This window comes from Streptacidiphilus sp. P02-A3a (assembly GCF_014084105.1).
In the GTDB taxonomy this organism is placed as follows: Bacteria; Actinomycetota; Actinomycetes; order Streptomycetales; family Streptomycetaceae; genus Streptacidiphilus.
Genome location: NZ_CP048289.1, coordinates 2,951,533 through 2,969,658, shown reverse-complemented (window position 1 = coordinate 2,969,658; position 18,126 = coordinate 2,951,533). Strand labels below are relative to the sequence as shown.

Here is an 18,126-nt window from a genome sequence, read left to right as displayed (position 1 = left end):
GCTCTATCCCTCCCGAGCACAAGCCCAGCCCAAGCCGGGGCGGTTTCAGTCGTCGATCCGCCCGGACGTGTCCCCCGGCCCGGCCGCCCGGCCGGAGTCGCCGCTGACCAGCAGGTCACCACCGCGCGGGTCGCGCGGGGTGAGCGTGAACGACACCCGATGGGTACGCCCGCGCGACGCTCCGGCCTCGACGTCCGCGCCGACCGCCCACAGCCGGAACCCGGCCTTCGCCTTCGTGTCCGCGCGGATCTCGACCTCGAACTCCATCTCCACCGGCCCCACCGCGAACACCAGCTCCGGATGCTCCCCACCCACGGCCGCCGCCGAGATCAACTCGTCCCGTACCGCCGCCACCGCCTGCACCAACGGAATGTCCACCGCTGCTCCCCCTCACCCGACACCTCGACCCGCTCACCGTAGATCCACTCTCCCCGGACCCGCAGCCCAACCTGCAAACCTCTCGACCGACCCGGTATTCATTCGTGCAAACGTTCGAATTAGTTCTAGAGTGGAAGGCAGGTGGGGCGCCGGAGAGAAGCAGGGAACCGTGAGGAGAGCCGCCATCGTGACGAGCCAGCCGCCGCGAGGCCACCCGCGGACCATCGCCCATGTGCACCTGCACCGGCCCTCCGACGAGGCCTACCGGCAGCTGTTCGACGTGCTGACCGACCTCACCCCGGTCGTCCAGGCGCTGCCGCCCGACGACGCGCTGCTGGACCTCACCGGCGCGCTGCGCTACTTCGACCTCGGCCCGGCGGACCTCGCCCTGCTCGCCCAGGTCAAGCTGCTGGCCAGGTTCGGCGTCCAGAGCACGGTGGGCATCGGTCCGAACCGGATGCTGGCGACCCTGGCCGCGCAGACCGCCGACCACACCGACGTCCGGATCCTGCCCGACGACCAGCGGGCGATCGCCGCCTTCCTCGACCCGCTCCCGGTCCGGGCGCTGCCCGACATCGGCCCCAGGACCAGCCGCACCCTGGCCGGCTACGGCCTGGCCGCGGTGCGCGACCTGCACGCCGTCCCACTGTCCACCCTGCAACGGCTCACCAGCGCCGGTACCGGACGCCTGCTGGCCGAGCGCGCGCACGGGCACGACCCGCGCGCCGTGCAGCCGGGCGGCCCGCCCGCGAGCCTGGCCGTACGCCGCGACTTCGGCCGCGACACCGTCGACCCGGAGGCCACCCGCCGAGCACTGCTCTCCTGCGCGCTGGAACTGGGGGCCCGGCTGCGCGGCAGCGGACAGGTCACCGGCCGCCTGGAGCTGGAGACCCGCTTCGCCGACCGCTCCAGCACCACCCGCTCCCGCACCCTGCGCGAGGCCACCGACCACACCGCCACCCTGCAGTTCCAGCTCTACGACCTCTACCGCGGCCTCGGACTGCAACGGGCCCGGCTGCGGGCGGTCAGCGTGCGGGCCCACGGCCTGCGCCCGGTGGAGTCCGCGACCGTGCAGCTCACCTTCGACCACCGCGCGGAACTCGGACGCCGACTCGACCCGATCGTGGACCGGGCCACCCGCAGCTTCGGCCCCGGCGCCCTGACCCGCGCCGCGCTGCTCCCCGCCGACCCGAGGGCCGACCCGAGGGCCGCCGACCCGAAGGCCGGTGGGCGGAACGGTAATTCGGTTGCCCGGGTGCCGGGGGTCTGGTCGACTGCGGGCTGAGATTCCACCGATCCGGGAGACACGTGATGCGCCTCATTTCCTTGTCCATCGCCGCGGAGACCATCGCCGATCCGAAGGACCTGGAGCGTAGTGCACACGTTGAAGATGGGGATTCCGGCGCGCGACAGCGCCGGTAGCGACAGCCTGGCCGAGCGGCTGCTGCGAGCAGCCGGGATCGGAGCGGCAGTCGGCACGGCGGCGGTCGTGTCGTTCACCGTGGGCGGGGTGACGGTGAACCTCGTCGACCCGCCCGATCGCCCGGTGCTCGACGCCGCCGTGCTGGTCGTCCCGGCGGTCGGCGGCGCGCCGACGCGGGTACTGATGTGCCTGGAGCGGCCACGGGTCCCGGCGCTGCCGCTCGCGGGCCGGGACCGGCTGGCGCACGCCCGGGCGGCGCAGGTTCCGCCGTGGGGTACCTGGAGTGCGTTGGCGGGCCGCCGGAACCGCTCCTCGCGGCCGTGGGGCCCGGGGTCGGTCCGGCCGCCGACGGCTCCGGCCCGCGGTTCCGACTGGGGGCCCAACTCGGGCCGCTGCCGTTGCCGGGCATCGCGGCGGTTGCGGACCGCGTGACGGCGACCGCGTGACGGCGACCTCATGACGGCGACCTCATGACGCCGGGCCGCCGGGGCGCAGGGCCGGACGGGGCATTCTCCGGTGACACGGGGGATGCCGCCCGCCCATCGCGTCCCGGCGGCCATAGCGTCCCGTTCTGAGGAGGAATCCAGAGCGGGGCGGCCCCAGGGCCGCCGGTCACCGTCGCCGCTCTGCTACCGCGCCCATGCCCCCACGTCCCGCCGGACGCCCGAGTGCCGTCCTGACCGCCGCCGCGACCGCGGCCGTGGTCACCACCGCCGCCGCTCTGCTGGCCCCCGCCGACCCGGCGGCCGCGGCGGGCGGGCAGTACTCCAGCGCCCAGCTGATCAGGCTGGCCATCGCGAACGTCCCGGCGCTGCACGCCGGCATGTTCCAGGGCGTGTACGGCACCGCGGACTCCCCCGTCGTCGACGCTCCGGACGACGACGGCGACTTCAGCGACCCGGACGGCGTGCTGAACCACGTGACCCTCGACGGCGCCACCGTCGTCCGGAGCTCCAACACCAGCGGCAAGGCGTACGGGCAGACGCTGAACTCCGGCATGACGCTGTACATCCGCGACAACGACCCCCTGCTCCAGGTCAGACCGGTCTCCGGCTCGGTCGCCACGGTGGACACCTATGCCGAGTGCACGCCGCCGCCGGTCGGCCCCTACGCGCTGGCGTACGCCCGCACCGCGGGCAACCAGATCATGGTGGCCGGCCACACCGTCGGGGTCGGGACCACCACCCTGGACGTGACCGGGACCGACCTGCACGAGCCGGCCACGCTGGGCGACAGCACCCTGACCGTCGACTACCGGCCGCACGAGGTGCCCTCGACCGGCGGCCAGACCCCCGGCGTCTACCAGGCCGAGGCCTGGATCGACATCACGGTCACCGGAGTGCTGAACGACCTCACCGGCAACCAGGTCTACTCGGGGCCGATCACCACCCTCCGGCTCGGCGAGGTGCACGCCTCCTGCCTGGAGAAGACCAGCCCGACCCCGAGCCCGAGCGAGTCGAAGACGCCGACCCCCAGTCCGAGCGAGTCGAAGACCCCGACGCCGAGCCCGAGCGAGTCGGTCACCCCCTCACCGAGCCCCAGCGAGTCGGTCCCGCCCTCGCCCAGCCCGTCGCCCACCGGCGGACTGCCGGACACCGGCTCCTCGGCCGGTGGACCGGTCGCCACGATCGCGCTGGTGCTGCTGGTCGGCGGGGTCGCGGCGGTCGGCGTGGCCCGCCTCGGCCGACGCCGTCGGCGGCACTGAACCACCGGGCCCGGGCGGTCAGCCCAGGCCGCGGACCCGGGCGCTGAGCCGGGTCAGCCCGAGCAGGGCGTCGATGTTCGGGGTGGGCACGCCCACCAGCTCGCCGATCTCGCGGACCGCGCCGACCAGCGCGCCGAGTTCCAGGCTGCGCCCGGCATCGGCGTCCTGCAGCATGGAGCTCCGGAACGGTCCCAGCTTGCGGGTCAACGTGCTGCGCTCTTCCGGGAGTTCGGTGATCGGGCAGCCGATCGCGGCGCCGACCGCCGCCGCCTCCCGCATCGCCGCGTGGCAGAACCCGAGCACCAGTTCGTCGTCCAGGATCCGGTCGGCGGTGGCCCCGGTGAGGGCGGAGACCGGGTTGATGGTCATATTGCCCCACAGCTTGTACCAGACGTCCCGCTGGATCTGCCGGGAGACCGTGGCCTCGAACCCGGCCCCGGCCAGCAGCGCCGCCACCTCCCGGACCCGCGGCGACTCGCTGCCGTCCGGCTCGCCCAGGATCAGCCCGCGCCCGCCGCCGTGCCGGACCAGCCCCGGCTCCGGGACGCTACAGCTCAGGTGGACGACGCAGCCGAGCACCCGGCGGGTCGGCACCGCCGCCGCGATCCGCCCGGACGGGTCGACCCCGGCCAGCCGCCGCCCCGCGCAGGGCCCGCCGAAGCCGTCCAGGAACCACCAGGGGACGCCGTTCAGCGCGGCCAGGACGATCGTGTCCGGGCCCAGCAGCGGGGTCAGCGCGGGCAGCGCGGCGTCCAGCGACTGGCTCTTGACCGCGAGCACCACCAGGTCCTGCTCGCCCAGCTCCGACGCGTCGGCGACGGCCCTTACCGGCGCGTTGACCGTGCCCTGCTCGGAGACCACCCGCCAGCCGTGCTCCCGCAGCGCGGCCAGGGTCGCGCCCCGGGCCACGGCCGAGGTCTCCAGCCCGGAGGCGGCCAGCCGCGCACCGAGGTAACCGCCGATGGCTCCCGCCCCGAGCACACATATCCGCATGTCGACAACCTATCGCCGACACCCGGCTCGCCGTCCAGGCCGCCCGGGGATCGGCCCGCCCGGGGATCGGCCCGCCCGGGGATCGGCCCGCCCGGGGATCGGCCCGCCCGGGTCAGCCCGGCACGTGCTGGAGCCAGGCCGGGCGCTGGGCGAGGGTCGCCGCCAGCCGCGCCGACTCGGCCCTGGCCAGCTCCTCCGGGGTACCGAACTCCTCCGGCAGCCAGGCCCGGGACCGCGCGGCGCGGGCCGCGAGGTGCGCGGTGTAGGCGGCGCGCAGCTGCCCGGGCGACTCGAAGCCGGGCTCGTCCGCCAGCCACTCGTCCGGTACCAGCCCGACCACCTCGTCCAGCAGCTCCTCGGTGACGAGCGGCGCCAGCTCGGCGTCGGCGGCGGCCACGTCGGGCTGGAAGGCCCCGAGCGCGTGCGCGGTCATCGGGTAGCGCCGGGTGACCGCCTCGGCCGCGCCGGACCAGCGGTGGTGGAAGATCAGCGCCGCGCCGTGGTCGATCAGCCACAGCCGCCCGTGCCAGAGCATCAGGTTGGGGTTGTGCACCGTCCGGTCGACGTTGCCGACCAGCGCGTCGAACCAGACCACCCGCCCGGCCTCGGCCGGGGGGACGGCGAGCGCGCCGGACAGCTCCCGCGCGGTGACGTCCCGCGCGCCGGGCAGGTAGTCCATGCCGAGGTTGCGTCCGGCGCTGGCCCGCAGGATGTCCTGGACCTCGGGGTCGGGCTCCTCGGCGGCCACCGCCGGGTCGAAGTCGACCAGCACCAGCTCCGGCACCGGCAGGCCGAGCCGCCGCCCCAGCTCGCCGACGATGACCTCGGCCACCAGCGCCTTGCGGCCCTGGGCGGCCCCGGCGAACTTCACCACGTAGGTGCCCAGGTCGTCGGTCTCGACGATGCCGGGCACCGACCCGCCCGCGCGCAGTGGCGCCAGGTAGCGCAGCGCGGTGACCTCCGGCAGGCCGGTGCCCGCCGCGTGGTCCGCCGTCCGGTCCGCCGCATGGTCCGCCACCCGCGCCACCTCTCCTTCCGGGAGCGGCCAGCCGCCGCCCATCAGCCACTCCACCATCCGCCAGGTCGCGGCGTCCGACGCCTGCCCCGGCCGACCCGTACCCGAAGGGTCAACCATGTCCGGCCCCGGACCCATACCCGGCGGCGTCATACCCGGCGGCGTCATACCCGGCGGCGTCATGCCCGGCGGAGTCGTGCCCCGCGGCGTCCAGCTCGGCCAGCAGTCCGGCCAGGACCTCGAACCCGCCGTCGGCCCAGTGCGGGGCGGCGAACACGTCGGCGGCGATCTCCTCGGCGGTGCGCAGCATCTCGCCGAGGCGGGCCCGCCCGGTCGCGGTGAGCACCGCGTACGCCACCCGGGCGTCGCGCGGGTCCGGCTCGCGGACGACCAGGCCGATCCGCTCCAGCGGGATCAGCCCGCGGGTCACCCCGGAGGCGGTCAGCCCGACCGCCTGGGCCAGGTCGACCCGGCGCATCCGGCCGCCCTCGGCCCGGCCCAGCCGCAGCAGCACCGTCAGGTCCGCCAGGCTCACCCCGTGCAGCGCGGCGAGCCGCCCGTCGAACCGCTTGGTCAGCGAGGCCTGGGCACGGACCAGCCGCAGGGAGGTGTCGAGTGCGTTGCTCATCGTCCCAGGCTACCAGTTACTTGAGTACTCAAGGAGTTGTGCAGCGTCGCGGAACCCGATGCGCCGCCGGGCCCGGTGCGGCAGAATGCGGGCAACGCGACTGGCGGTGCCGGGATGGAAACGACCATCGGGAAGCAGCTTCGCGGGGGCCGACCGCCTGGGCGCCCGCACGGGAGTTGCCATGAGTACCTTCTCCGACGTCGACCGCAGCCCGCGCCCGCAGGAGCTGGTCCGCTACCTCAGTGAGGCGCGTCGCGGCCTGAGCGCGCCCCGGGCCCGGCTGCGGGAGCTACTGTCGCCGCGACCCGGCGAGCGGGTGCTCGACCTGGGCTGCGGCGCCGGGCACGAGCTGGCCCAGCTGGCGGAGGACGGCATCGTCGCCGTCGGCGTCGACGCCAGCAGCGTGATGCTGCACGCCAGCCGCGCCCGGCTGAGCGACCAGGACCTGGAGCCCCGGCTGGCCCAGGCCGACGGCGCCCGGCTGCCGTTCCGTGACGGCGTGTTCGACGCCTGCCGGATCGAGCGGGTGCTCCAGCACGTCGCCGACCCGGCCGCCGTCCTCGCCGAGGCCCGCCGCACCCTGCGCGACGGCGGCCGGATCGCGGTCAGCGAACCGGACTGGGCCTCGTTCACCATCGCCTCCGCCGACCCGGTCACGGCGGCGGCCGTCAGCGCCCGGGTCGGCGCCGCGATCGTCCAGCGCGACATCGGCCGCCAGCTGCGCCGACTGCTGTGCGAGGCGGGCTTCACCGGGCTGCGGATCGAGGTGGAGCTCGCGGTCTACGACTCGCTGACCGAACTCGACCTGGTCTTCTCGCTGTCCCGGGCCACCGAGCGGGCCTGTGAGCAGGGCGCGGTCAGCGCCGAGCGGGCCGCCGACTGGCTCGCCGAGCAGCGGGAGCTCTCCGCGACCGGGGGCTTCCACGCCACGCTCAACCGCTCGGTCATGGCCTGGGCCCGGCGCTAGGGCCGGTCTTTCGGATCACGTCGGGCTGTCGGCGGCGGCGGTCAGGCCCGCAGGTGGTTCACGTGGTAGACGGCCTGGTCCAGCAGCTCGGCCACATGGTGGTCGTACAGGTCGTAGACCACGGACCGGCCCTGCCGCTCGCCGATGACCAGGTCGAGGTTGCGCAGCAGCCGCAGCTGGTGCGAGCAGGCGGACTGCTCCAGGCCGACGGCGGCGGCCAGTTCGCTGGCCGAACAGGGGCCCTGGCGCAGCCGGGCCAGGATCAGCAGCCGGGAGGGGGTGGCCAGGGCCTGCATCGTGGCGGCGACCTTCGCGGCGTTGCCCGCGTCCAGGCGCGCGGGCGGCACGGTTTCGGGACCCATGAAGTCATCGTACTGTAGACAATTGAAGGACTGTTCATGTGTTCCTGTACCGCCGCGGCTGCTCCCCCGGCGGACCCGCCCGACCCCGCCCGGACATGCCGGTGGCGGCCACCCCCGGCGAGGGGGTGGCCGCCACCGGTCGCCGCGCGCGGGTCAGCCGCGCGCCGCGGCCCCGGTCCGGGCGACGGCCTCGGCGATGGCGGCGGTGCGCGCGGCGCTGGCCTCCTCCGCCGTGAGCGTCCGGTCGGCGGCGCGGAAGCGCAGCGCGTAGGCGAGGGACTTGCGGCCCTCGCCCAGCTGCTCACCGGTGTAGACGTCGAACAGCCGCAGCGACTCCAGCAGCGGTCCGGCGCCGGACCGCAGCGCGGCCTCGACCTCGGCGGCGGGCACCGACGCGTCCACCACCAGCGCGACGTCCTGGGTGGCGACCGGGAAGCCGGAGATCCGCGGACCCTCGACCCGTCCGGCGCCGTCCTGGGTCAGCAGGTCGACGTCGATCTCCATGGCGCAGGTGCGCTCCGGCAGGTGCAGCGCCTTGACCACCCGCGGGTGCAGCTCACCGGCGTGGCCGACCAGGCGGTCGCCGACGTGCAGCGCGGCGCAGCGGCCCGGGTGCCAGGGGGCGAACTGCGCCTGGCGGACGGTCAGCTCGACCCCGGCGGCAGCGGCCACCGTCCGGGCCGACTCGACCGCGTCGGCCCAGGTCGCCGCGCGGGCGGGACCCCACCAGCCGGCGGGCTCGATCGAGCCCGCGAGCACGGTGGCGACCCGGCGCGGCTGCCGCGGCAGCGCGGCGTTCAGCCGACCGATCTCCTCGTCGGTGGGACGCCGGTCGACCGGCAGCCGGGGGGCCCGGTACAGCCGCTCCGGGTCGGTGCCGTCGACCCGGAACACCAGGCCCTGCTCGAACAGCGCCACGTCGGTGGTGCCCCGGCCGGTGTTCCGGCGCAGCGCCGCGAGCAGGCCCGGCAGCAGCGTGGTGCGCAGCGACGGCTCCTCGTCGGAGATCGGGTTGGCCAGTCGGACCGTGCGGCGGCGGTCGTCGTCCGGGTCGAGGCCGAGGGCGTCCAGCGCGGCGTCGCCGATGAACGGGTAGTTCAGCACCTCGACGTAGCCCGCCCCGGCCAGGGCCAGGCCGGTGCGGCGGCGCAGCCGCTGGGCCTCGGTGAGCCCGCGTCCGGCCGGGACCTTGGGCAGGGTGGAGGGCAGCTCGGCGTAGCCTTCGAGCCGGATGACCTCCTCGGCCAGGTCGTTCGGGTCGGTCAGGTCGGGCCGCCAGCTGGGCGGGGTGACCACCAGGACGTCGCCGCCCTCGACGGTGCAGCCGACCTCCTGCAGTCGGCGGACCACGGTCTCGCGGCCGTACTCCTGACCGGCGACCCGGTCGGGGTGGTCGGCGGCGATGGTGATGGTGAACGCCGGGTACTCCACCGCGACCTCGGTGACCCCGGCCTCGGCGGTCCCGCCGGCGACCAGGACCAGCAGGTCCACCGCGCGCTGGGCGGCGGCCTTGGCGGCCTCCGGGTCGACCCCGCGCTCGAAGCGCTTGGCCGCCTCGGACGGCAGCTTGTGCCGACGCGCGGTGCGGGCGATGCTGACCGGCGCGAAGTGCGCGGCCTCGACCACGACCTCGGTGGTGCCGTGCACCTGGCCGGTCTCCGGGTCGACGGTGAAGTCGGCGATCTCGGTCCCGGCGCCGCCCATGACCCCGGCCAGGCCGATCGGCCCGGAGTTGTCGCAGATCAGCAGGTCCTCGGCGTCGAGGGTGCGGACCACGCCGTCCAGCGTGGTGAGCTTCTCCCCGGCCTGGGCCCGGCGGACGCTGATGGTGCCGTCGATCCGGCTGCGGTCGTAGGCGTGCAGCGGCTGGCCGAGCTCCAGCATCACGTAGTTGGTGATGTCGACGGTCAGCGAGATCGGGCGCATCCCGGCCTTCTGGATCCGCCGTTGCAGCCAGATCGGCGAGCGCGCCTCCGGCTCCAGGCCGGTGACGCCGCGCGCGGTGAAGCGGTCGCAGCCCGACGGGTCGAGCACGGTGACCGCGGGGCCGAAGGAGTTCGGCGCCGGGGTGTCCAGCAGCGCCGGGTCGCGCAGCGCCAGACCGTAGGCGGTGGCGGCCTCGCGGGCGACGCCGCGCACCGACAGGCAGTAGCCCCGGTCGGCGGTGACCGCGATGTCCAGCACCTCGTCGACCAGCTCCAGCAGCTCGATCGCGTCGGTGCCGGGCTCGAACTCCGGCGGCAGCACGATGATGCCGTCGTGCTCGTCGCCCATGCCGAGCTCACGCGCCGAGCAGATCATGCCCTCGGAGGTGTGCCCGTAGGTCTGCCGGGCGGCGATCGGGAAGGGCCCGGGCAGCACCGCGCCGGGGAGCACCACCACGACCTTGTCGCCGACGGCGAAGTTCCGCGCGCCGCAGACGATGTTCTGCGGCTCGCCGGTGCCGTTGGCGCCGCCGACGTCGACCTGGCAGTAGCGGATGGGCTTCTTGAAGCCGGTGAGCTCCTCGATCGCGAGGACCTTGCCGACCACCAGCGGGCCCTTGAGGTCGCCGCCGAGCTGCTCGACGGTCTCGACCTCAAGACCGGCCCGGACCAGCCGGTCGGCCACGTCGCGGCCGGTCTCGCCCGCGGGCAGGTCGACGTACTCCCGCAGCCAGGAAAGCGGGACGCGCATCAGATCTCCATCCCGAACGGAAGGGTGAAGCGCACGTCACCCTCCACGATGTCTCGCATGTCCTCGACGTTGTGCCGGAACATCAGCAGCCGCTCGATGCCGAAGCCGAAGGCGAAGCCGCTGTACTTGTCAGGGTCGATCCCGCAGGCGACCAGCACCCGGGGGTTGACCATGCCGCAGCCGCCAAGCTCGATCCAGCCCTCGGAGGAGCAGGTGCGGCAGGGCCGGTCGGGGTTGCCGACGGACTCGCCCCGGCAGTTGAAGCACACCATGTCCATCTCGGCGGACGGCTCGGTGAAGGGGAAGTAGTTGGGGCGCAGCCGGGTGGTCATCCCCTCGCCGAAGAGCGAGACGACCATGTGGTCGAGGGTGCCCTTGAGGTCGGCCATGGTCAGGCCCTCGTCCACGGCCAGCAGCTCGATCTGGCTGAAGACCGGGGTGTGCGTGGCGTCCAGCTCGTCGGAGCGGAACACCCGGCCCGGGCAGACCACGTAGACCGGCGGCTCGGCGCTGGCCAGCATGGAGCGGATCTGCACGCCGGAGGTGTGGGTGCGCAGCACCACGCCGTCGGTGAACTGCCCGGCGGCGTCCCGCAGGAAGAAGGTGTCCTGGGTGGAGCGCGCGGGGTGGTCCGGGCCCATGTTGAGGGCGTCGAAGTTCAGCCACTCGGCCTCGACCTCGGGGCCCTCGGCGACGGCGTAGCCCATGGCCGTGAAGATGTCGGCCAGGCGCTCGGACAGGGTGGTCAGCGGGTGCCGACCGCCGCGCGGGGCGCGGTCGTAGGGCAGCGTGACGTCCACTGCCTCCTCGACCAGGACCCGGGCGTCGCGCTCGGCCTCCAGCTCGACCAGCCGGGCGGCGAGCGCCTGGTTGACGGAGCCGCGGGCCTGGCCGACGCGCTTGCCCGCCTCGGCCTTGGCCTGCGGCGGCAGCGCGCCGATCTCGCGGTTGGCCAGCGCCAGCGGGGACCGGTCTCCGGTGTGGGCGACCTTGGCGTCCCGCAGCGCGGCGAGGTCGGCGGCGGCGGCGAACGCGGCCAGGGCCTCGTCCCGCATCCGCTCGATCTGCTCGGGCTTCAACACCTCGACCTCTACCGGATCGTAGGACTTGTTCGGTGCGGACATCGCTCTCTTCCGTGCTCCTGCGGTGGTCTGCTCGGGCGGGCGGTGGTATCCGGCCGCGCGCAGTCCTGCGGCGGACAGCCGGTCCCCTGGCGGGGCGGGGTGTCCGCGGCGGGGCCGCGAGTGGCGTCGGACAACGCCAATGGCCGAGTCTACCGGGATCATCGGGGGCCCCATCGGCCTTGTGCGGGCCGGTGCGGCGGTACTGCGCGGGGCCGGGCCCGCGGGGGCCGAGTGGTCCGGCTCCCGGGGAGCCTCAGATCATGAACTCGGGGATGCCCGCGGGCAGGCTGAATCGGAACCTCGCCCCGCCCTCGGGCCCGCGGTCGACGGCGATGGTCCCGCCGTGCGCCTCGACGATGCCCTTGACGATGTAGAGGCCGAGGCCGGTGCCGCCGCGTTTGCTGCCGCGCCAGAAGCGGGTGAAGACGCGCGGGATGGACTCCTCGGGGATGCCGGGGCCCTGGTCGCTCACCGTCACCACCGTCCATTCCCGCAGCAGGCCGGGGGCATGGGCGGCCTTCTCCGGCTGGACCTCGATGGTGACGGTTCCCTCGCCGTGCCGCACCGCGTTTTCCAGCAGGTTGCCCAGCACCTGGTCGATCTTGTCGGCGTCGGCCCACAGCGGCGGCAGGGGTTCCTGGACCCGGATCACGAAGCGACCGGGGGCGACCCCGGCCGCCGTCTTGCCGTCCACGTGGTGCCGGACGGCGGCGGGCAGGTCGATCTGCTGGCGGCGGATCTCCAGGCGTCCGGCGTCGATCCGGGAGATGTCGAGGAGTTCCGCGATCAGCCGGGTCACCCGGTTGGCGTCGGCGTCCACGGTCTCCAGCATCAGCCGCTTCTGGTCGTCGGTGAAGCGCTCCCACTTCTGCAGCAGGGTCGCGGTGAAGCCCTTGACGCTGGTCAGCGGGGAGCGCAGTTCGTGCGCGACGGTGGCGATCAGCTCCGCGTGGCTGCGTTCGGTGCGCCGCCGGGCCTCGGTGCCGCGCAGCGCGACCACGACCCGCAGCACCGGTCCGGTGCGGTCGTCGGCGCGCAGGAAGCGGGCGGAGACCAGGACCTCCCGGCCGCCGGGCAGCAGCAGGTTGCGTTCGGGCTGGCGGGTGCGGGTGGCCAGGCCGCCGTACGGGTCGGTGAGCTGCCACCAACGGCGGCCCTCCAGGTCCTCCAGCGGCAGTGCCTCGGCCAGCGGGCGGCCGAGCGCGGCGGCGGGGGGGATGCCGCTGATCCGGGCGGCGGCGGTGTTGAAGCAGACGACCAGGCCGTCGGCGTCGGCGACGACCAGGCCGTCGGGGAGGTCCTCGGCGTCGAGGCTGCCGTCGGGCAGGTCCGCTCGGCGGCTGCGCTCGGCACGGGACATCGCCACCCCCTCAGATGGCCACCATAGCGAAAATAACATCAGGCGCGGCAACCGCCGGAGGCGCGCTGGGCGCGCGCGGAGGCGTACAGGCACACGGCCGCGGCGGTCGCCAGGTTCAGGCTCTCGGCATGGCCGTGGATGGGTACCCGGACCACCTGGTCCGCCAGCGCCCGGGTGGGCTCCGGCAGTCCCCAGGCCTCGTTTCCGAAGACCCAGGCGGTGGGTCCGCCGAGGGTGCCGTCGTCCAGTTCGGCGTCCAGGTCGCGGTCGCCCGCGCCGTCGGCGGCGAGGATCCGCGTCCCGGCGGCGCGCAGTCCGGCGACCGCCTGCTCCACCGGTACGCCGACGGCGACCGGCAGGTGGTAGAGGCTGCCGACGGAGGCCCGCACGGCCTTGGGGTTGTAGAGGTCCACCGAGGCGTCGGTGAGCACCACCGCGTCCGCCCCGGCGGCGTCGGCGGTGCGCAGCACCGTCCCGGCGTTCCCGGGGTCGCGGACGTGCGCGAGCACCGCGACCAGCCGCGGGCGGGCGGCCAGCAGCTGCTCGAAGGGGGTGTCGACAAAGCGACAGATGGCGGCGATGCCCTGCGGGGTCACCGTCTGGCAGACGGCGGCGATCACCTCGTCGGTGGCGGTGAGCACCGGCACCCGCGCGCCGTGGGCGTCGGCGATCAGCTCGGCGTGCCGCTCGGCGGCCTCCGCGGTGGTGTAGATCTCGACCACCGCGTGCTCGCCCCCGGCGCCCGGGATCCGCCCGTAGGCCACGGCCTCGCGGACGGCCTGCGGGCCCTCGGCGACGAAGCGGCGCTCCCGGGTCCGCTGGACCCGGCGGGAGAGGCGGCGGGCCGCGGTGACCCTGGTCGAACGCAGCGAGGTGAGCTCGGGGTACTGCGGCTGGGGCATCGCGGTCTCTCGCTCGGGGAGGTCGGCGTCAGAGCCTCGGAGCCGCTGGCTCCGGGTTGGCGGCGGCGGACAGAACGGGCCCGCAGGGGGTGTCCCCCTGCGGGCCCGGAGTGCTGCTCGGCGCGCGGGCGCGCCGTTACCGCGTGGCGCTCGCTCAGGCGGCGTCGGCGGCGACGCGGGGCGCGTTCACGTCGGCCGGGAGGGCCTTCTGTGCGGCCTCGACCAGCGCGGAGAAGGCACCGGCGTCGTGCACGGCGAGCTCGGCCAGCATCTTGCGGTCGATCTCGATGTTGGCCGCCTTCAGCCCCTGGATCAGGCGGTTGTAGGTCATGCCGTTCGCACGCGCAGCCGCGTTGATGCGCTGGATCCACAGCTGACGGAAGTCGCCCTTGCGCTTCTTCCGGTCGTTGTAGTTGTAGGTGAAGGAGTGCAGCAGCTGCTCCTTCGCCTTGCGGTACAGCCGCGAGCGCTGGCCACGGTAGCCGCTGGCGCGTTCGAGGACGACCCGGCGCTTCTTGTGGGCGTTTACTGCCCGCTTGACGCGTGCCACGTTGTTACTCCTTGGTGAGGACCGCGGTCGGTTTCACGCGGTCCGGTTACGAATGGTCGAGGGGATCGGCTGCGCTGGGCGCAGGATCACTTGCCGAGAAGCTTCTTGACCTTCTTGACGTCAGCCGGGGCCAGCTCGACCGTACCGGCCAGACGGCGGGTCAGCGTGGACGGCTTGTGCTCAAGGTAGTGACGACGGCCGGCGCGCTGGCGCAGCACCTTGCCGGAGCCGGTGATCTTGAAGCGCTTGCTGGCACCGGAGTGCGTCTTGTTCTTCGGCATGTCGCCGTACTCTCCTCGTCGGTCCGCTCCCGCCCGAGCGCCGGGGCGCGGGCGGGAACGCTGTGGATCTCCTGGGTTCCCCGGCGGCTGCCGGGGAACCGGGGGTGGACGCGGCAGCCTAGCTGGCCGCCGCCTCCGGGGTGTCGTCGACGTCGTCGACGTCGTCGGCCTGGTCGGCCGCCTCGGCCTCGGCGGTCTCGTCGATCTCAACGGCCGCGGCGTCGTCCTCGCCGACCGTCTCGTCCGTCTCGTCGCCGTCGTCCGTGCGACCCTGACGCTCGGCCTTGCGGATGGCCGCGGCCTCGCGGGCTTCGGCCATCGCCTCGGTCTTCTTCTTGTGCGGGCCGAGAACCATGATCATGTTTCGGCCGTCCTGCTTGGGGTTGGACTCGATGAAGCCCAACTCCTCAACGTCGGAGGCGAGTCGCTGAAGCAGCCGGAAGCCGAGCTCGGGGCGGGACTGCTCACGGCCACGGAACATGATCGTGATCTTGACCTTGTCGCCCTGCTTGAGGAACCGAACGACGTGACCCTTCTTGGTGTCATAGTCGTGCGGGTCGATCTTCGGGCGGAGCTTCATCTCCTTGATGACCGTGTGCGCCTGGTTCTTGCGCGCCTCACGGGCCTTCATGGCGGACTCGTACTTGAACTTGCCGTAGTCCATGAGCTTGCACACCGGCGGCCGGGCGGTCGCCGCGACCTCGACAAGATCCAGGTCGTACTCCTGCGCAAGTTCCAGGGCCTTGGCAAGCGGCACAATGCCGACCTGCTCGCCGCTGGGACCGACGAGTCGCACCTCAGGGACGCGAATCCGGTCGTTGATGCGGGGCTCGGTGCTGATGGATCCTCCTCGGTTGCACCTCGCGGCTGCCGACGGCAGCCGCCTGAACAGCGGACTGGTTACCGCCACACAGGGCTTCATTCGTGCCGCGGTGCCGCGCCAGGCGCCTACCGCGGGCACGAAAAAAGCCCCGCATGACACGCAGGCGGGGCTCCACAGGACCGGGTGCGTCGCCGGAACGCCCAAGCGTCCACAGCACGCACTGAGCGGATCACGCACGGAGCGCGAACCGCCTGACCGGAACCCGACGACCCTGGAGTCGATGCGGGTGGGAGGGGAGCCTCCACTTGCGGGCCGGGTGAGCCGCCGCCCTCGCGGGGACGTGGCTGTACCTGGCCGGTCTCTGGCAAGCATAGCAGCGACCGGGAGTAGCGCAGAATCCTGCGATTCGTGCCCTTTTCACGCCCCCCGCGGGCATCGGGCAGACTTCGGGCAGACATCCACCTTCAGCGAGGCGAGTTTTCCATGAGCAGCCAGCCCGAGACGCCCGACGTGCCCGACCACGCCGACGGCCCCGACTTCGACGACCTCACCCGCGACATCGCCGACGTCCCGGCGGTCGAGGTCATCACGACGGTGGCGGTGCACCTGATGAGCGCGGCGGCGGTGAACCTCGGGCTCGCGGAGGGCGGCGAGGCGCACAAGGACCTGGACGAGGCCCGCAAGCTGATCACCGCCCTGGCCGGACTGGTGACCGCGGGCGCGCCGGAGATCAGCAACTTCCACGCCGCCCCGCTGCGGGACGGCCTCAAGTCGTTGCAGCTGGCCTTCCGCGAGGCCTCGCTGGTCCCGGACGAGCCGGGCACCGGCCCCGGCGAGAAGTTCACCGGCCCGGTCTACGGCTGACGCCCGCAGCCGCCCCCCGCCCCGCCACGGCCGCCGTGACTGCCCCCGGCCACGGCTGCCGTGACTGCCGCGGCTGCCGCGGCTGCCGTGTGCGGAGCCGCCACGGGGGCCGCGCCCGGGGCCGCTACGGCTGCCGCGTGTAGAGGGGGTCGGCGGGCTCCGCTGGCGAGGCGGGCACGACCGCCAGGTCCAGCCCCCGGTCGAGCCTGATCCGGAGCAGTTCCGCCTCGCCCAGCTCCGCCGCCAGCCGCTGCACCGCCGCCCCCAGCTCCGCGCCCGCCAGGGCCGGATCCGGTACCAGCGCCAGCAGCGCGTCGGTCGTGTCACTCGGCAGCAGGTGCGCCCGGAGCACCACCGGGTGCCGGGCCAGCAGTCCGCGCACCGTCTCGGCCAGCTCCGGGTCGCGCAGCGGGTCCGCCATCGCCCGGCCCTCCGCCACCGCGCGCATCGCCGCGCCGGACAGCTCGTAGAAGGCGGGACCGGCCAGGTCGATCAGCAGCGCGTCGGCCCGCTCCGACCAGGCCGCCCGCACCGCCTGCGGGGCCGCGACCGGGGCCGGGCGCGCGTCGGCCCGCCAGCGGGCCATGGCCTCCAGCGAGGTGAACGCGGGCAGCCCCTTGCGCCCGTCCGGGGCGTCGATGGTGGGCACCGCCATGTCGCTGGACTTCTCGTGCCTCAGGCCGTCCGCCCCGGTCTCGGCCTCACCGAGGACGGCCACGATCGGGACCATCAGCCGGGCGCCGACCAGCGCCGCCAGCAGGTCGCGCTCACCGTCCGGAGTGGGATCGGCCGCGTACGCGGCCAGAGCCGCCACGAGCCTGGGATCGGCCGAACCGTCGTCACCCGCGAACCCCGGGTCTGGGATGTTCTTGCGCTGCACCCGGCGAGCCTAGTCGATCCCGGCCCTCCGCCGACTCGACGCCAGGCAAGGACATCCAGCAGTAATTGTCAGGAAAGGCCCATAAAGCCTTCAGCTGGCTCAAAGCGGTACTGCCTAGCGTCGTTGCATGCCGATGCGAAGTGTCTCCCTGACGCGCCTGCTCAGCCTGGTGAGCCTGCTCAGCGCGGTCGGGATCATCACCGTGCTGCTGCTCCAGGGCCATTCCAGTGCCACCGAGCGCCACGCCACAATGAGCGGTGTGACCGCGTCCCCGTCTCCATCCTCCGCGTCCCCCTCCGCCGCCGCCTCCACCTCCGCCGCCTCCACCGCCTCCACCTCCGCCGCCTCCACGCCGACGGCCGAGCCCTCCGCCACCGCCGTGCCCGCCCCGGCCACCACCACGGCGGCCGCCGACGCCGCGCTGAGCAGCGCCGTCGCCCAGGCCAACGGCGCGGTGTCGGTCGCGGTGACCGACCTCGGCACCGGCCAGTCGCTGACCTACGGCGGGAACGGCCACGCCTTCGCCACCGCCAGCATCGTCAAGGTCGACATCCTGGCGACGCTGCTGCTCCAGGCCCAGGACCAGGGCACCACGCTGACCCAGACCCAGCTGGGCCTGGCCAACACCATGATCGAGAACAGCGACAACGACTCGGCCACCGCGCTCTGGAACGACATCGGCCAGGAGGGCGGCCTGAACGCGGCCAACCAGCGCTTCGGGCTGACCTCCACCGCCGGTGGCACCGAGGGCAACTGGGGCCTGACCACGACCACCGCCGCCGACCAGCTGCGACTGCTGCGCCAGGTCTTCACCAGCGACTCGCTGCTCAGCTCGACCTCGCGGCAGTACGTCCAGGGGCTGCTCGGCCAGGTCGAGAGCGACCAGCGCTGGGGCGTCAGCGCGGCGGCCAGCGGCAGCGACTACGCGGTGAAGAACGGCTGGCTGCCGCGCTCGGCGACCGGACTGTGGGTGATCAACAGCATCGGCCAGGTCCAGCGGAACGGCCAGGAGCTGCTGATCGCGGTGGTCTCCGACGGCAACCTCAGCGAGTCCGCCGGGATCTCGCTGGTGCAGTCGGTCGCCCAGGCCGCTGCCGGTTCACTGGGGACTGGCTGACACCGCCCGGCGCCGGGGCCCACTACCCCGGCGCCGACCAGGAAACGCCCAGCCGAGCCGGGGATCTCCCGCCAAGAC

Annotated in this window: 19 protein-coding genes; 6 read left to right on the top strand and 13 right to left on the bottom strand. The window is 73.9% G+C overall.

Annotated elements, in window-relative coordinates; translation table 11 throughout:
• Positions 1 to 45: 45 nt before the first annotated feature.
• Positions 46 to 378 (bottom strand): trypco2 family protein, encoded by a 333-nt coding sequence (locus GXP74_RS13470; RefSeq protein WP_182451726.1) that lies wholly within the window; start codon positions 376 to 378, stop codon positions 46 to 48.
• A 187-nt stretch (positions 379 to 565) separates the two neighbouring features.
• Between GXP74_RS13470 and GXP74_RS13465 the strand changes: the two genes are divergently transcribed.
• The 3 genes from GXP74_RS13465 (at position 566) to GXP74_RS13455 (ending at position 3,506) form a co-directional block, all read left to right on the top strand.
• Positions 566 to 1,663 (top strand): hypothetical protein, encoded by a 1,098-nt coding sequence (locus GXP74_RS13465; protein ID WP_225447904.1) that lies wholly within the window; start codon positions 566 to 568, stop codon positions 1,661 to 1,663.
• A gap of 105 nt (positions 1,664 to 1,768) precedes the next feature.
• Positions 1,769 to 2,233 (top strand): hypothetical protein, encoded by a 465-nt coding sequence (locus GXP74_RS13460; protein WP_182451724.1) that lies wholly within the window; start codon positions 1,769 to 1,771, stop codon positions 2,231 to 2,233.
• Between the two features lie 208 nt (positions 2,234 to 2,441).
• The gene (locus GXP74_RS13455) at positions 2,442 to 3,506 is read left to right on the top strand and encodes a hypothetical protein (protein ID WP_182451723.1); all 1,065 of its coding nucleotides are present in this window, start codon (positions 2,442 to 2,444) and stop codon (positions 3,504 to 3,506) included.
• Between the two features lie 18 nt (positions 3,507 to 3,524).
• On the opposite strand, the gene GXP74_RS13450 is transcribed toward GXP74_RS13455, so the two are convergent.
• The 3 genes from GXP74_RS13450 to GXP74_RS13440 all read right to left on the bottom strand — a co-directional run bounded on the left by GXP74_RS13450 (position 3,525) and on the right by GXP74_RS13440 (position 6,142).
• On the bottom strand, positions 3,525 to 4,499 hold the full coding sequence (locus GXP74_RS13450) for a 2-dehydropantoate 2-reductase (RefSeq protein WP_182451722.1): 975 nt from the start codon (positions 4,497 to 4,499) through the stop codon (positions 3,525 to 3,527).
• Positions 4,500 to 4,611: 112 nt separating this feature from the next.
• Positions 4,612 to 5,634 carry a HipA family kinase gene (locus GXP74_RS13445; protein ID WP_225447903.1) on the bottom strand — a complete coding sequence of 341 codons (1,023 nt, stop codon included), beginning with the start codon at positions 5,632 to 5,634 and terminating at the stop codon, positions 4,612 to 4,614.
• A complete protein-coding gene (locus tag GXP74_RS13440) occupies positions 5,627 to 6,142 on the bottom strand; it encodes a MarR family winged helix-turn-helix transcriptional regulator (RefSeq protein ID WP_182451721.1) in 516 nt (171 codons plus the stop codon). Before GXP74_RS13440 ends, GXP74_RS13445 begins: the two co-directional genes overlap by 8 nt.
• Positions 6,143 to 6,323: 181 nt before the next feature.
• On the opposite strand from GXP74_RS13440, the gene GXP74_RS13435 reads away from it, so the two are divergent.
• On the top strand, positions 6,324 to 7,109 hold the full coding sequence (locus GXP74_RS13435) for a methyltransferase domain-containing protein (protein WP_182451720.1): 786 nt from the start codon (positions 6,324 to 6,326) through the stop codon (positions 7,107 to 7,109).
• Between the two features lie 41 nt (positions 7,110 to 7,150).
• On the opposite strand, the gene GXP74_RS13430 is transcribed toward GXP74_RS13435, so the two are convergent.
• The 8 genes from GXP74_RS13430 to infC form a co-directional block, all read right to left on the bottom strand.
• Complete coding sequence (locus GXP74_RS13430) at positions 7,151 to 7,471, bottom strand: metalloregulator ArsR/SmtB family transcription factor (protein ID WP_182451719.1); 321 nt, start codon at positions 7,469 to 7,471, stop codon at positions 7,151 to 7,153.
• Positions 7,472 to 7,624: 153 nt separating this feature from the next.
• Entirely contained in the window at positions 7,625 to 10,147 is a 2,523-nt protein-coding gene (gene pheT, locus GXP74_RS13425) for a phenylalanine--tRNA ligase subunit beta (protein ID WP_182451718.1), read from the bottom strand.
• Positions 10,147 to 11,271 (bottom strand): phenylalanine--tRNA ligase subunit alpha, encoded by a 1,125-nt coding sequence (gene pheS / locus GXP74_RS13420; protein ID WP_182451717.1) that lies wholly within the window; start codon positions 11,269 to 11,271, stop codon positions 10,147 to 10,149. The genes pheT and pheS overlap by 1 nt, the downstream gene beginning before the upstream one ends.
• Positions 11,272 to 11,524: 253 nt before the next feature.
• Positions 11,525 to 12,631: an ATP-binding protein gene (locus GXP74_RS13415; RefSeq protein ID WP_182451716.1), complete on the bottom strand. Its 1,107-nt coding sequence runs from the start codon at positions 12,629 to 12,631 to the stop codon at positions 11,525 to 11,527.
• Positions 12,632 to 12,669: 38 nt separating this feature from the next.
• Entirely contained in the window at positions 12,670 to 13,533 is an 864-nt protein-coding gene (locus tag GXP74_RS13410) for an RNA methyltransferase (RefSeq protein WP_182451715.1), read from the bottom strand.
• 154 nt (positions 13,534 to 13,687) lie between these two features.
• Positions 13,688 to 14,083 carry a 50S ribosomal protein L20 gene (rplT, locus tag GXP74_RS13405; RefSeq protein ID WP_182451714.1) on the bottom strand — a complete coding sequence of 132 codons (396 nt, stop codon included), beginning with the start codon at positions 14,081 to 14,083 and terminating at the stop codon, positions 13,688 to 13,690.
• 86 nt (positions 14,084 to 14,169) lie between these two features.
• Complete coding sequence (gene rpmI / locus GXP74_RS13400) at positions 14,170 to 14,364, bottom strand: 50S ribosomal protein L35 (protein WP_182451713.1); 195 nt, start codon at positions 14,362 to 14,364, stop codon at positions 14,170 to 14,172.
• Positions 14,365 to 14,482: 118 nt separating this feature from the next.
• Positions 14,483 to 15,274 (bottom strand): translation initiation factor IF-3, encoded by a 792-nt coding sequence (gene infC, locus GXP74_RS13395; protein WP_225447902.1) that lies wholly within the window; start codon positions 15,272 to 15,274, stop codon positions 14,483 to 14,485.
• 396 nt (positions 15,275 to 15,670) lie between these two features.
• On the opposite strand from infC, the gene GXP74_RS13390 reads away from it, so the two are divergent.
• The gene (locus tag GXP74_RS13390) at positions 15,671 to 16,051 is read left to right on the top strand and encodes a DUF1844 domain-containing protein (protein ID WP_182451712.1); all 381 of its coding nucleotides are present in this window, start codon (positions 15,671 to 15,673) and stop codon (positions 16,049 to 16,051) included.
• A 124-nt stretch (positions 16,052 to 16,175) separates the two neighbouring features.
• Here the strand turns inward: GXP74_RS13390 and GXP74_RS13385 are convergent, their stop codons facing one another.
• A complete protein-coding gene (locus GXP74_RS13385) occupies positions 16,176 to 16,931 on the bottom strand; it encodes an SseB family protein (protein ID WP_182451711.1) in 756 nt (251 codons plus the stop codon).
• 127 nt (positions 16,932 to 17,058) lie between these two features.
• On the opposite strand from GXP74_RS13385, the gene GXP74_RS13380 reads away from it, so the two are divergent.
• Positions 17,059 to 18,048, top strand: coding sequence for a serine hydrolase (locus tag GXP74_RS13380; RefSeq protein WP_225447901.1), 990 nt, complete (start codon positions 17,059 to 17,061; stop codon positions 18,046 to 18,048).
• The last annotated feature ends 78 nt before the right edge of the window (positions 18,049 to 18,126 follow it).